The following is a 12,475-nucleotide window of genomic DNA, read 5'->3' as shown; positions in this document are numbered from 1 at the left end:
AGTGGACAGAAAGACATATGTTTTGGCTAGTAAATAATTGGGACTTTCAATAAACTTAAGATAGGTTGAAGAAATAAAAAACACAATAATAAGATTCAATAAAAAACTCACGAATAATTCGCTTTTAAAATAATCTTTTTCAAGCATTTCCTAATTTTTTAGTAATACTAATATACTAAAAGATTAGTTTCTAAGTACAGTTATGTTGCCTTTTTCATCTATTTTTAAAATAGTCGATGATTTTTCATTCACTTCTTCTCGCTCCAAATTCACAGCGTAGTGTACACTGTCAACAATGGATTTCTCGATTTCGTTAAAGCATTTTGGTGTAGGTTTTCCGCTAATATTTGCCGAAGTTGATACCAATGGTTTTCCAAATTGATAAATCAATTCTTTGCAAAACTCATGTTGCACAATTCTAATAGCAACTGTATTGTCCGTTGCAACCACGTTTTTAGCCAAACCAATAGGATTGTCATAAATAATGGTTGTTGGTGTTTTTGGATTTGCAAGGATCTCTAAAACTGCTTTCGAAACTGTAGGAATGTGTTTTTTAATCATTTCGATACTGTCAACCAAAATAACCAAACTCTTGCTTTCTGAACGTTGTTTAATTTCGAAAACCTTTGAAACCGCTTCTTGGGATGTGGCATCACAGCCAATTCCCCAAACCGTATCGGTTGGATAAAGTAAAATTTCTTTTTGTTTCAGTATTTTAAGGCTGTTCTTGATTTCAATATCCATGCTACAGTAAACTCAATTTTAGGAGGAATTAAATTACGAAAATTTACTTATAAAGACCAATAAACTTTTTAAAATCCTTATAATAACATGCAGAAAGCGAACTTAATTTGTTGGCAAAACTTAACAATCTCCAAGAGTCATAATTTGATAGCCCATTTAGAATTTCATCTCGTTTAATTTTAGCAATGTGAAATTTATTAATTATTTCAGCATCCACTCTGCCATAACCTTCAAACTGATTTACTTTATTTTTTGAATGAATAATGCCTAACCATAGTCTTCTATCTTTTACCCGAATGATGTTTTTTTCATATTTCCAGGAACCATGACGGCTTCTGAACCAAACGGTTTTAAAATCATCCTTCTTTTCTATCAGACTAATAAAGGGATTGTACAAATGCTTCTGAAAACCCAAACGTATCTTTTTTCCTGTTTGAAGTGTATATCCGTCAATTAAATCAATGGCAAGGTGATTTTGTTTGTTGAAATAACTTTGTACCACGTTAATATAATCTTCATGAATGCAGTCGTCATTGTCTAATCGTGAGGTTATGATGAATTTTTCAGTATCAAGCTGCTTGATGTTTTTGATGATTTCCGGCAAAAAATTAGGCATTCCATCGATAAAAAACGGATAGAAATTATCATAAGACTTTCGATATTCTTCCACTTTAAGTTTATAGTTTTCCGGAGTATTTACATCAAAAAATACCAGCCATTTAAAATTTTGGTTGCGCTGATTTTTTACCGAACTAAAGCAATAATTTTCAAACAAATCAAATCGTTCTTTCAACCATTCTTCAGTCAATACTTTTTCCTTGTTTTTTGTTGTTGTCCAATCTGTGGCTCTAAGATTGAATCGCGTAAGAATATAATGCTGAAACATGGTTTTTAATGGTATAAATTTTAATTAAAACGTGTTGTAATACATAGAAAATTAATTTAAAACTTAAAGTAATTCAGCTTTTTTCTCATTTGAAATTTCCTTACTAAATTTAGTGGTTTTCTCTTTAAATAAGACCTGTCTTTCTCTAAAAAAGCCAAAGTTGCATCCACAATTCTATTACTCGATTTTCCATCACTATAAGGATGTGTAAATTCAATATAATCATCAATTTCTTTCATCACTTCATTAGGGTAAGAAAATGCTTTTTCAATGGTTTTCTCAATATCCTCTACGCTTTCAATATTCATTAAGTGAGGCATCGGTTTGTTATTTCTGAAAGTGACCACAGGCTTACGTTGCAATATAAATTCAGGAATGGCCGAAGTGGTATCTGAAAACATCACATCTGCTATTTTTAAAATTGGAATTATATCTGTTGTGTCGAAATATTTCAGATTTTCGTTTTCCAAATTTTTGAATTTTTCAACTATGGCAAGATCCATCATCGGATGAAGAATCACCAAAAACTGCCATTTTCCAAGTAAAGACAATCGTTTTATTTCTTCATAAACTTCAGGGATTTTGGCCAAGCTATAACGTGTTGTAAAGGTAGAAGAAATAAGTACTGTAGGCTTAGCGCTAATTCTTTTTAGTTTGTTGGTTGCCTCAAACAACGGATCCACTTTTGACCAGCCGGTTTCAACCACCTCAAAATATTTGTGTTTCCTTTTTAACTCATTAAAAGGACCTGTTGTGGACGGCCCTTGCGTACAATACAAATCGAAAAATCCCCTGATTCTAAAATGTCCTTTTTTAAAACTCCATTTATTAACCAAAAAACCGTGAAAAATTTCAACCTTGATTCCTGGAAAAAAATGAGGAACCGAATCTGTGGCCACCAAAACAATATGAGGATTGTAATCCATAACCTCTTGCACTGATTCCAATAATTCTTCCTCGTCTGTTAAATATTTTTTAGCGTTTTCCGATTCAGAAAACCATTTTACTTCATAACCCCGTTCCCTTATTTCTTTTTGCAGCGGTTTACCTATAGGAATACTGTATCCCTGTGAAATATGAATTAAAAATCGTTTCATTTTATAGTAAGAGTTATATGCAAAGATATAACATTATACCGCCACATCATTTTCACGAAGGGCGTCATTTAATGATGTTTTTTTATCGGTACTTTCTTTGCGTTGCCCAATAATTAAGGCGCAAGGAACCTGATAATCTCCCGCAGGAAATTTTTTGGTATAACTTCCGGGAATTACTACAGAGCGGGCCGGAACAACCCCTTTAATTATTTTAGGTTCACTGCCCGTAACATCAATTATTTTAGTAGAACCTGTAAGCACCACATTGGCACCTAAAACAGCTTCTCTTTCCACACGAATTCCTTCAACAACAATACAACGAGATCCCACAAAAACATTGTCCTCTATAATAACAGGCGCTGCCTGTAAAGGTTCTAAAACGCCGCCAATACCAACGCCGCCGCTTAAATGCACATTTTTGCCTATTTGCGCACAGCTTCCAACGGTCGCCCAGGTGTCCACCATAGTCCCTTCATCTATATAAGCTCCAATATTTACATAACTTGGCATTAATATGGTTCCTGCCGAAATGTATGAACCGTAACGTGCCACTGCATGTGGCACAACGCGAATTCCTTTTTCTTTGTAGCCTCTTTTTAAGGGTATTTTATCATGATATTCAAAAATTCCCACTTCAAAGGTTTCCATTTTTTGAATGGGAAAATACAGCACAACCGCTTTTTTTATCCATTCATTTACCTGCCATCCGTTTTCAACAGGTTCTGCAACCCGTATCACACCATTATCCAACAAATCAACAACTTCACGAATTGCATTTTGGGTGAGTTCCTCTTTTAACAATTCCCTGTTTTCCCAAGCTCTCGCTATTATTTCTTTAAGTGCCTTCATCTGTTTAAATTTTATTTTTTAGCGGTAACAGCTGCTGTTCGCCATTAATCATTACCATATGTATCAAAATTTGATATGCTCGTTTCATTCTTTTATATTTCTGTTTGGCACAAATATATTGCTTTTAAAAAAATTACCATTCAAAATAACTAAATTTGCACAACTTTATAAATTATGTTAACATTTTGGCGCGCATTTTAGCTTTAGATTACGGTGAGAAAAGAACGGGAATTTCCATAACGGACGAATTGCAAATTATTGCTTCGGGTTTGACTACTGTTGATACCAAAAATATTTTTTCATTTTTAACAGCGTATTTAAAAAAAGAAAAAGTCGAATTATTTTTGGTTGGCGAACCCAGACAAATGAACAATACCGAAAGTGAGAGTGAGCAATTTATTAAGCCGTTTGTGGAAAAATTAAGTCAGACTTTCCCTAAAATTCCCATTAAACGCGTTGATGAACGTTTCACTTCAAAAATGGCCTTCAAATCTATGATTGACAGCGGTTTGAAAAAAAAACAACGCCAGAATAAGGCTCTAATTGATGAAATTAGTGCTACCATTATTTTACAAACTTATCTATATTCAGAAAAAAAATGATTCGGAAAATCAATGTATTTATCAGAAGAAAATTTAGAAGAACTTTCCAGAATCAACTCTGCAAAAAAGATATCTTGTTGTTAAAGAATAAAAATTTCGTCATCATTGCAAACAATTGCTGGGGAGGAGAAATTTATCACTGGTTTAAAAGGCCTTACAACTCCCCTTTTGTTGGGCTTTATTTGCATGGCCCCTGCTTCGTAAAGTTGCTTTCAAATTTCAATCATTACATGTCCCAGGAATTAATATTTGTTAATTCCACTTCGTATACAGCTACAGAACCAAATTATCCAGTGGCAAAAATAGATGATGTTGAAATACATTTTTTACACTATAAATCGGAAAATGAAGCCCGGGAAAAATGGACACGCAGGACTTCCAGAATGCTTGAAGAATCAAATATAGATAACTATTTTTTTAAAATATGTGACTTGAATAACGGAAGTGAAAGTGTTTTAAAAAAATTTCATGAACTTCCCTTCAAAAATAAAGTTTCATTTGGCGTTCGAAATTTCCCTTCGCTACAAAATAAAAATCACATCAAAATTGAGGAATCCCACAAAAATAAAGGGGAAACCGTCCCAAACGGCGTAAAACTGTTTAAGCTTTCCTTTTTATATTTTGATATTCCCCACTGGTTAAAGCATTAATTTTACTTGTTTTAGAAAAACTTTTGTAATTTTGCAAACCAAAAAAAGAATATGATATTACCAATTATTGCATACGGAGATCCGGTTTTAAGAAAAGTAGGTGTTGAAATTGATAAAGATTATCCAAATTTAACCGAGCTTATTGAAAGCATGAAGGAGACTATGATAAACGCCCGTGGCGTTGGATTGGCAGCGCCACAAATTAACAAAGCAATACGGCTTTTTATTGTTGACACCTCGCCTTTTGGGGAAGATGAAGATTTAAGTGATAAAGAGCGCGAATATCTAGGCAGTTTTAAAAAAACATTTATCAATGCCAAAATGCTTAGTGAAGAAGGTGATGAATGGGCTTTTAATGAAGGATGTCTAAGTATTCCGAACATTACAGAAGATGTTTTCAGACAAGAAAAAATTACGGTTGAATATTTCGATGAAAATTTCGAAAAACATATTGAGGTGATTGAAGGTATGGCCGCCAGAGTTGTGCAGCATGAATATGATCACATCGAAGGCATTTTATTTATTGATAAAATTGCATCCCTAACAAAACGACTGATTAAAAAGAAACTGGAAAATATTTCAAAAGGTCTCGTTAGTACCGATTACAAAATGAAATTTCCTTTATTGAAAAAAAGGTAAGGCTCCCTAATAAATAGTTTAAAGGTTAAAGGCTAAAATCATTAAGCCAATTAAAGAAAATAGAATAGAGAGAAGAGACAAAAGTTCAAAAAAAGGAAATAAATAACTTTCAACAAATAAACGATTAAACAGTTAATAAAAAAATAAAAGAATGGAATTAAAAGACATTGTAGCCATCAACGGAAAACCGGGATTGTATGAGATTAAAGCGCAGTCAAAAGGCGGAATCATTGTAGAATCATTAATTGATGCAAAAAGAATTCCCATCACCGCAACACACAATATCAGTGCTTTAAATGAAATTGCCATTTACACCTATGAAGAAGAAATTCCGTTACGCATTGTTTTTAAAAGCATTTTTGAAAAAGAAAACGGGAAAGAAGCCTTAAGCCACAAGGAAAACGGAAAAGCTTTAACTTCCTATTTTAGAGAAGTTTTACCAAATTTTGATGAAGAACGCGTTTATACTTCAAATATTAAAAAAATAGTGCAATGGTATAATTTATTGACTTCAAAAAATTTCGATTTTGCTTCCATTAAAGAAGTTGAAGAAGAAACCGAAGAAGCATAAGTTATGAATACCCGGGAACAACAACTCAATGCTTTTGGCAGGTTACTGGATATTATGGATGAGTTGCGTTTAAAATGCCCTTGGGACAAAAAACAAACATTTGAATCGCTTCGGCATTTAACCATTGAAGAAACCTATGAATTGGGTGATGCCATTTTGGATAATGACCTTCCCGAAATTAAAAAAGAACTGGGTGACTTGTTACTTCATCTGGTTTTTTATGCGAAGATCGGTTCTGAAACCAATGATTTCGACATTGCCGACGTTGCCAATTCAATTTCTGAAAAACTCATTTACCGTCATCCTCACATTTATGGAGATGTTGTTGTAAAAGATGATGAAGAAGTAAAACAAAACTGGGAAAAATTAAAGTTGAAAGAAGGCAAGAATTCTGTCCTGGAAGGCGTTCCAAAAGCACTTCCTGCTATGGTAAAAGCGAGCAGAATTCAGGATAAAGTTGCCGGAGTTGGATTTGACTGGGATAAACCCGGGCAAGTTTGGGAAAAAGTTCAGGAAGAGCTGAACGAATTAAATGCAGAACTCACAGAAGGAAATACCGACGCCATAGAATCAGAGTTTGGAGATGTCCTGTTTTCCCTGATTAATTACGCACGTTTTATTAAAGTAAATCCGGAAAATGCGTTGGAGCGTACCAATAAAAAATTTATAAACCGCTTTCAGTTTTTAGAAAGTGAAGCCAAAAAAATTAACAAATCGCTTCACGACATGTCACTTGCCGAAATGGATGTGTTTTGGAACGAATCTAAAAAATTATATAAATAATTAGCTTCCTCTTTTCTCAAAAATTGCTAAATTGGTATTTCAATTGAGCAAAATGGAAAAAATACTTATCATAACAGGAGGTAGTAAGGGTTTAGGCCTTGGCCTGGCAAAAGAATATCACAAAAATGGTTACAGGGTCATTTCAATTTCAAGAAGCAAGGCAAAAAAATTATATTTTGAAGAACAATACCAATGCGATTTAAGCAAAACAGAAACTATTGAAAGTGTTCTTAAAGAAATTTTCTCCCATCTCGACAAAAAAAACACCCTGCAGTTAACGCTCATAAACAATGCAGGAGATTTGGGTACGGTCAACACGACAGAAAATCTGACCCCTTCGGATATCAACTATACCATTCAGGTAAATTTAACTGCGCCTTTGGTTTTAAGTTCCCAGTTTATAAAATTGTCAAAAGACTGGAACTGCAAAAAGCAAATTTTTAATATTTCATCGGGTGCCGCCGTAAATCCGTATGAAAGTTGGGTGATGTATTGCGCTTCAAAAGCCGGATTGGATATGATGACCAAAGTAGTTTCCAAAGAACAAAAAGAAATTCAATACGGCGTAAGTATTGTTTCGATTTACCCGGGAATTGTTGATACAAATATGCAGGAAAAAGTAAGAAATACGCCAAAAGAACAATTTAAAGCTGTACAACGTTTCATTGATTTCTATAAACATGGCGATTTACTTTCACCGGAACAGGTTGCGAAAAAAATTTATCATTTGGATGTTGACGGCGAATTAAAAAACGGACGCATTTTAGATGTAAGAAATGTTTAAAAAAAATAGCCTTTCGGCTATTTTTTTATCATTTTTATTTTTATAATTTCTTTGCGTTTTTCACTTTCTGGTTGGTCAAAGCAATTTCAATCACTTCTTTCATATTGTTTACATAATGAAATGTCAACCCTTTTAAGTAGGATTCCTTAATTTCCTCAATATCCTTTTTGTTTTCGGCACAAAGCACTATCTCTTTAATATTGGCACGTCTTGCCGCCAGAATCTTTTCTTTAACTCCACCTACCGGCAATACTTTTCCACGAAGTGTTATTTCACCTGTCATTGCTAAGTTAGCCTTGACTTTACGTTGCGTAAATACGGAAACTATAGATGTTAACAAAGAAACCCCGGCACTAGGCCCGTCTTTTGGTGTAGCGCCTTCCGGCACGTGAATATGAATTTTATATTCATCCAACAGTTTGGGATCAATATCAAAATCGGTTGCGTTTGCCCTGATGTATTCCATGGCAATTGTTGCAGATTCTTTCATGACATCACCCAACATTCCGGTAATGGTAAGGCCTTTTCCTTTTGAAATAATAGATTCAATAAACAATATATCACCCCCAACACTTGTCCAGGCCAATCCTGTTACAACACCTGCAATTTCATTGCTTTCATATTTTCCCCTTTCTAAATGAGAAGCTCCCAGTACTTTTTCAACAATTTCTGAGGTGATTTTTACCACATACTCTTCTTCCATTGCAATTGATTTCGCTGCGTAACGCACAATTTTTGCAATTTGTTTTTCAAGTCCCCTTACACCCGATTCACGGGTATAAGCTTCCACTATTTTTTCCAATTGTTTCTTACCAATTTGTAAATGAACACTTGTTAGTCCGTGTTCTTTTAATTGTTTTGGCAACAAATGACGTTTTGCAATTTCAATTTTTTCTTCGGTAGTATAGCCTGAAACATTTATAATTTCCATTCGGTCACGCAAAGCCCAAGGAATGGTTGATAAACTATTTGCGGTGGCTATAAACAACACTTTGGACAGGTCGTAATCCAGCTCTAAATAATTGTCGTAAAAAGTTGTGTTTTGCTCAGGATCAAGTACTTCCAGCATTGCTGAAGATGGATCACCATTATGACTTGATGAAGCCAGTTTGTCGATTTCATCCAGCACAAAAACAGGGTTTGAAGTTCCTGCTTTTTTAATGTCTTTAATAATTCTACCCGGCATAGCACCGATATATGTTTTTCTATGGCCTCTAATTTCGGCTTCATCACGCAAACCACCCAAAGACATACGAACATATTTTCTTCCAAGTGCCTCGGCAATTGATTTTCCCAAGGATGTCTTTCCAACTCCCGGAGGACCATACAAACAAATGATTGGAGATTTCATATCACCTCTCAATTTTAGCACAGCCAAATGCTCAATAATACGTTCTTTTACTTTTTCTAATCCGAAATGATCCCTATCCAATATTCTTTGCGCACGCTTTAAATCAAACTTATCTACTGAATATTCATTCCAAGGCAATTCCAGCAATAAGTCCAAATAATTGCGCTGGATAGAATATTCAGCTGCCTGCGGATTCATGCGTTGCAAACGGCCTAATTCTTTTTCAAAAGTCTCTTTTACTTCATCATTCCATTTTTTTGTTTTTGCAGTTTTTCGCAATTCTTCCAATTCTTCATCATAAGAGACTCCACCTAATTCTTCCTGAATTGTCTTTAATTGCTGATGCAAATAATATTCACGTTGCTGCTGATCCATGTCAGTCCGTGTTTTTGACTGAATATCATTGCGCAAAGCCAATCTTTGCAACTCAATATCCATCTTTTTTAAAGTAAGAAGCGCTCTTTCCTTTAAGTTATCAGATTGCAATAATTCTTGCTTCTCATCAACTTTCAGGTTCATATTTGAAGAAACAAAATTGATTAAAAACGGATTGCTCTCAATATTTTTAATGGCAAATGTGGCTTCAGAAGGCAAGTTCGGGTTCTCTTTAATGATACGAACCGCCATTTCTTTGATGGAATCAATGATGGCATTAAATTCAGGCTCTTTTTCTTCTGATCTATCTTCAACCCTTGCTTTTGTGGTTGCCTGTAAATACGGTTTTTCCTGAACAAAGCTATCAATTTCAAATCGCTTTTTACCTTGAATAATTACTGTTGTATTACCGTCGGGCATTTTCAGCATCCGTAAAATACGAGCCACAGTACCCACTTTATAAATATCGTTGGTTGTAGGATCTTCAATACTTTCATCTTTTTGAGCTACAACGCCAATAATTTTATTTCCTTTGTAGGCTTCTTCAATCAACCTAATTGATTTATCCCGGCCGGCAGTAATAGGAATTACAACACCCGGAAACAAGACTGTATTTCGCAAAGGCAATATTGGCAAAACAGACGGAATATCCTCATTATTTATTTCTTCTTCATCTTCTGGAGTCATCAATGGTATCAAATCAGCATCATCCTCTAAAATGTGCTGTAATGACAGATTGTCCAGTTTAAAAAATTTCGATTTACTCATAGTATCTTATTGGGTCATTTTGTCATTAATAATTTCTTAACTTAAAAAATGATTCACGCAAAATTAATTTATATTTCTGATTTTCAATATTTTATACAGATAACAACTGCGTTATCTCTTAATAAATTTCAATTGTTATGCCAAAAATCCTATTGGCCCTTATTATTTTTTAGTAATTTTAAATAAAAGTGTAACATTTTAAAAATACTGATGTCTTTTTAATAGTAATCGATTTTGAACACAGTGAATCAAGATATTAACCAACTTATAGAACGTTGTAAAAAAGGTGATACCAGAGCACAATTTGCAATTTACAAACTTTACTACAAAGCGATGTATAATACAGCTTTTAGAATTGTGAATGACTCTTTTGAAGCTGAAGATGTGATGCAAGAATCGTTTTTATCGGCTTTTACAAAATTAGATTCCTTCAGCGAAAAGGTAGCTTTTGGTGCCTGGCTGAAAAAAATAGTAATTAACAAGAGTATTACCTCATTAAAAAAGATGCATAAATTTGAAAAGGTTCCTCTTGAAAAAGTTGCCCTAAAAGAAATTGAGGAAGATTCTTACGATTATAGAGAACCGAATGCAAGTGAAGTTTTAAATAAAATATCAGCGCTTAAAAATAATTATAAAGTGGCGTTGACCTTAAATTTAATTGAAGGGTATGATTGTGAAGAAATTGCCCAAATTATGGATATTAGTTATGAAAATACACGAACTACTATTTCAAGAGCAAAAAATAAATTAAGAAATCTTTTATCTGAAACTTATGCAAGATAATTTAGAAAAAATATTTAAAGAACTGGAAAATAAATTTGATGTTGAAGAGCCAAATATTGGCCATTTCAAAAGATTTGAAGAAAAATTGAATAAAGGCACAAAGCCAAATATTCTTTTTAAACTATGGCCTCTCATTGCCTTTGCGGCTTCCATAATCTTAATCTTTGGTATTTGGGTTGGGATGTCATTTTCAAAATCAGGAATGGAACTGGCCAGCATTTCTCCAGAAATGGGAGAAACCCAAAATTTCTTTGTGGCAACCATTGAAAATGAACTTACATTAATTGAAAAAGAAAGAAATCCCGACACGGAACAATTAATTTCTGATGGATTGCAACAATTAAATAAACTTGAAAAGCAATACCAAGTGCTTACTTTAGAACTCAAAGAAAGTACCACCGACAAAAGAATTATATATGCAATGATTTCTAATTTTCAACAGCGGATTGAAGTGCTGCAAAATTTATTGATTCAAATAGAAGATGTTAAACAACTAAAAACACAAAACAATGAAAAATACAGCTAAACTTTTTCTTCTTTTTTTACTCATTCCGCTTGCTATTTTTGCTACTGAAAAAGAAGGGAAATACAAGAAAACCAAAGTGATTGACAAAACGTTCAATGTGACCAAAGAAGCCACTTTAAATGTTTCAAATAAGTATGGAAATATTGATATTGTAACCTGGAATGAAAATAAAATAACAGTAACCATAAAAATTACAACCAAAGGTGATGATGAGGACAAAGTTAAAAAGCGTTTAGAAGAAATTACTGTTGAATTCGATTCAAATTCAACTTATGTTTCCGCAAAAACAATGATTGAGAAAAGTTCGTCTTCCTGGAATTTGTGGGGAAAGAATAACAATGTAAATATGGAAATTAATTACCAAATTAAAATGCCCCTAACCAACAATGTGAATTTAACCAATGATTACGGCGCAATTAGCCTCAACAAACTGGAGGGAAAAGCAAAAATAAACTGTGATTATGGCAAATTAAATATTGGAGAATTGTTAAATGCATCAAATAGCATCAATATTGATTACACCAACAATTCAACTATTTCCTATATGAAAAACGGTAATGTAAATGCTGATTATTCCACATTAAGAATTGACAAGTCAGGAAACATCGATTTAAATGCAGACTTTTCTCACTTGGCCTTTGGAACAATTGACCGATTAAATTACTCTTGTGATTACGGCAGTTTAAAAATTGGCGATGCTAAAAATTTAAATGGAACAAGTGATTATATGAATTTAACCATTGACAAGTTGCTTATTACCGGAGTATTTAATTTGGATTATGGTTCGTTAAAAATTGAGGAATTGGGTCAGAATTTGAAGGAATTAAATGTCCAATCGTCCTACACCCAAATAAAACTTGGTTTACATCCAAATGGCTCATTTGATATTACGGCTGCATTAAGTTATTGTGGATTTAAGCATGGAGATCGTTTTACATTCAATAAGGAAATTGAAAAATCCACTTCAAAATATTATGAGGGTTATTACAATTCGCCAAATTCAGGCGCCCAAATTTCAATAAAATCCAGTTATGGAAGTATTTCATTTAATAACAATTAAAAACAAA

Annotated in this window: 14 protein-coding genes; 9 read left to right on the top strand and 5 right to left on the bottom strand. The window is 33.6% G+C overall.

Going from position 1 to position 12,475, the window contains the following annotated elements; genetic code table 11:
- Positions 1 to 183: 183 nt before the first annotated feature.
- The 4 genes from ABY285_RS04615 to ABY285_RS04600 are packed head-to-tail and all read right to left on the bottom strand — an operon-like array spanning position 184 to position 3,576.
- A complete protein-coding gene (locus ABY285_RS04615; protein ID WP_372767498.1) occupies positions 184 to 744 on the bottom strand; it encodes an L-threonylcarbamoyladenylate synthase in 561 nt (186 codons plus the stop codon).
- A 43-nt stretch (positions 745 to 787) separates the two neighbouring features.
- Positions 788 to 1,630 carry a glycosyltransferase gene (locus tag ABY285_RS04610; RefSeq protein ID WP_372767496.1) on the bottom strand — a complete coding sequence of 281 codons (843 nt, stop codon included), beginning with the start codon at positions 1,628 to 1,630 and terminating at the stop codon, positions 788 to 790.
- A gap of 56 nt (positions 1,631 to 1,686) precedes the next feature.
- A complete protein-coding gene (locus tag ABY285_RS04605; protein WP_372767494.1) occupies positions 1,687 to 2,727 on the bottom strand; it encodes a CDP-glycerol glycerophosphotransferase in 1,041 nt (346 codons plus the stop codon).
- Positions 2,728 to 2,760: 33 nt separating this feature from the next.
- Positions 2,761 to 3,576: a 2,3,4,5-tetrahydropyridine-2,6-dicarboxylate N-succinyltransferase gene (locus ABY285_RS04600; protein ID WP_372767492.1), complete on the bottom strand. Its 816-nt coding sequence runs from the start codon at positions 3,574 to 3,576 to the stop codon at positions 2,761 to 2,763.
- 185 nt (positions 3,577 to 3,761) lie between these two features.
- Between ABY285_RS04600 and ruvX the strand changes: the two genes are divergently transcribed.
- From ruvX to ABY285_RS04570, 6 genes are all read left to right on the top strand, one after another.
- Positions 3,762 to 4,178 (top strand): Holliday junction resolvase RuvX, encoded by a 417-nt coding sequence (gene ruvX / locus ABY285_RS04595; RefSeq protein ID WP_372767502.1) that lies wholly within the window; start codon positions 3,762 to 3,764, stop codon positions 4,176 to 4,178.
- On the top strand, positions 4,175 to 4,828 hold the full coding sequence (locus tag ABY285_RS04590; protein WP_372767490.1) for a DUF1919 domain-containing protein: 654 nt from the start codon (positions 4,175 to 4,177) through the stop codon (positions 4,826 to 4,828). The genes ruvX and ABY285_RS04590 overlap by 4 nt, the downstream gene beginning before the upstream one ends.
- Before the next feature lie 51 nt (positions 4,829 to 4,879).
- Positions 4,880 to 5,467, top strand: coding sequence for a peptide deformylase (gene def / locus ABY285_RS04585; RefSeq protein WP_372767488.1), 588 nt, complete (start codon positions 4,880 to 4,882; stop codon positions 5,465 to 5,467).
- Positions 5,468 to 5,618: 151 nt separating this feature from the next.
- On the top strand, positions 5,619 to 6,038 hold the full coding sequence (locus ABY285_RS04580; protein ID WP_372767486.1) for a DUF5606 domain-containing protein: 420 nt from the start codon (positions 5,619 to 5,621) through the stop codon (positions 6,036 to 6,038).
- Positions 6,039 to 6,041: 3 nt separating this feature from the next.
- Positions 6,042 to 6,821: a nucleoside triphosphate pyrophosphohydrolase gene (gene mazG, locus ABY285_RS04575; protein ID WP_372767484.1), complete on the top strand. Its 780-nt coding sequence runs from the start codon at positions 6,042 to 6,044 to the stop codon at positions 6,819 to 6,821.
- A 52-nt stretch (positions 6,822 to 6,873) separates the two neighbouring features.
- Complete coding sequence (locus ABY285_RS04570) at positions 6,874 to 7,605, top strand: SDR family NAD(P)-dependent oxidoreductase (protein WP_372767482.1); 732 nt, start codon at positions 6,874 to 6,876, stop codon at positions 7,603 to 7,605.
- Positions 7,606 to 7,645: 40 nt separating this feature from the next.
- Here ABY285_RS04570 and lon read toward each other — a convergent pair whose 3' ends face one another.
- Positions 7,646 to 10,099, bottom strand: a complete 2,454-nt coding sequence (gene lon / locus ABY285_RS04565; RefSeq protein WP_372767480.1) for an endopeptidase La — start codon at positions 10,097 to 10,099, stop codon at positions 7,646 to 7,648.
- Between the two features lie 234 nt (positions 10,100 to 10,333).
- Between lon and ABY285_RS04560 the strand changes: the two genes are divergently transcribed.
- The 3 genes from ABY285_RS04560 to ABY285_RS04550 are packed head-to-tail and all read left to right on the top strand — an operon-like array spanning position 10,334 to position 12,468.
- Complete coding sequence (locus ABY285_RS04560; RefSeq protein WP_372767478.1) at positions 10,334 to 10,882, top strand: RNA polymerase sigma factor; 549 nt, start codon at positions 10,334 to 10,336, stop codon at positions 10,880 to 10,882.
- Positions 10,872 to 11,408, top strand: coding sequence for a hypothetical protein (locus tag ABY285_RS04555; protein WP_372767476.1), 537 nt, complete (start codon positions 10,872 to 10,874; stop codon positions 11,406 to 11,408). The genes ABY285_RS04560 and ABY285_RS04555 overlap by 11 nt, the downstream gene beginning before the upstream one ends.
- Positions 11,392 to 12,468, top strand: coding sequence for a hypothetical protein (locus ABY285_RS04550; protein WP_372767474.1), 1,077 nt, complete (start codon positions 11,392 to 11,394; stop codon positions 12,466 to 12,468). The genes ABY285_RS04555 and ABY285_RS04550 overlap by 17 nt, the downstream gene beginning before the upstream one ends.
- The last annotated feature ends 7 nt before the right edge of the window (positions 12,469 to 12,475 follow it).

The organism is Lutibacter sp. (assembly GCF_041555395.1).
GTDB lineage: Bacteria > Bacteroidota > Bacteroidia > Flavobacteriales > Flavobacteriaceae > Lutibacter.
The sequence above is the reverse complement of the archived record's forward strand: the minus strand, read 5'-3'. Positions and strand labels throughout refer to the sequence as shown.

What these genes read in the sequence shown, in the direction of transcription:
- ABY285_RS04605 (WP_372767494.1), bottom strand. Translation starts at nt 2,727, where the DNA reads ATGAAACGATTTTTAATTCATATTTCACAGGGATACAGTATTCCTATA.
- ABY285_RS04615 (WP_372767498.1), bottom strand. Translation starts at nt 744, where the DNA reads ATGGATATTGAAATCAAGAACAGCCTTAAAATACTGAAACAAAAAGAA.
- ABY285_RS04580 (WP_372767486.1), top strand. Translation starts at nt 5,619, where the DNA reads ATGGAATTAAAAGACATTGTAGCCATCAACGGAAAACCGGGATTGTAT.
- lon (WP_372767480.1), bottom strand. Translation starts at nt 10,099, where the DNA reads ATGAGTAAATCGAAATTTTTTAAACTGGACAATCTGTCATTACAGCAC.
- ABY285_RS04570 (WP_372767482.1), top strand. Translation starts at nt 6,874, where the DNA reads ATGGAAAAAATACTTATCATAACAGGAGGTAGTAAGGGTTTAGGCCTT.
- def (WP_372767488.1), top strand. Translation starts at nt 4,880, where the DNA reads ATGATATTACCAATTATTGCATACGGAGATCCGGTTTTAAGAAAAGTA.
- ABY285_RS04590 (WP_372767490.1), top strand. Translation starts at nt 4,175, where the DNA reads ATGATTCGGAAAATCAATGTATTTATCAGAAGAAAATTTAGAAGAACT.
- ABY285_RS04600 (WP_372767492.1), bottom strand. Translation starts at nt 3,576, where the DNA reads ATGAAGGCACTTAAAGAAATAATAGCGAGAGCTTGGGAAAACAGGGAA.
- ABY285_RS04550 (WP_372767474.1), top strand. Translation starts at nt 11,392, where the DNA reads ATGAAAAATACAGCTAAACTTTTTCTTCTTTTTTTACTCATTCCGCTT.
- mazG (WP_372767484.1), top strand. Translation starts at nt 6,042, where the DNA reads ATGAATACCCGGGAACAACAACTCAATGCTTTTGGCAGGTTACTGGAT.
- ABY285_RS04610 (WP_372767496.1), bottom strand. Translation starts at nt 1,630, where the DNA reads ATGTTTCAGCATTATATTCTTACGCGATTCAATCTTAGAGCCACAGAT.
- ABY285_RS04555 (WP_372767476.1), top strand. Translation starts at nt 10,872, where the DNA reads ATGCAAGATAATTTAGAAAAAATATTTAAAGAACTGGAAAATAAATTT.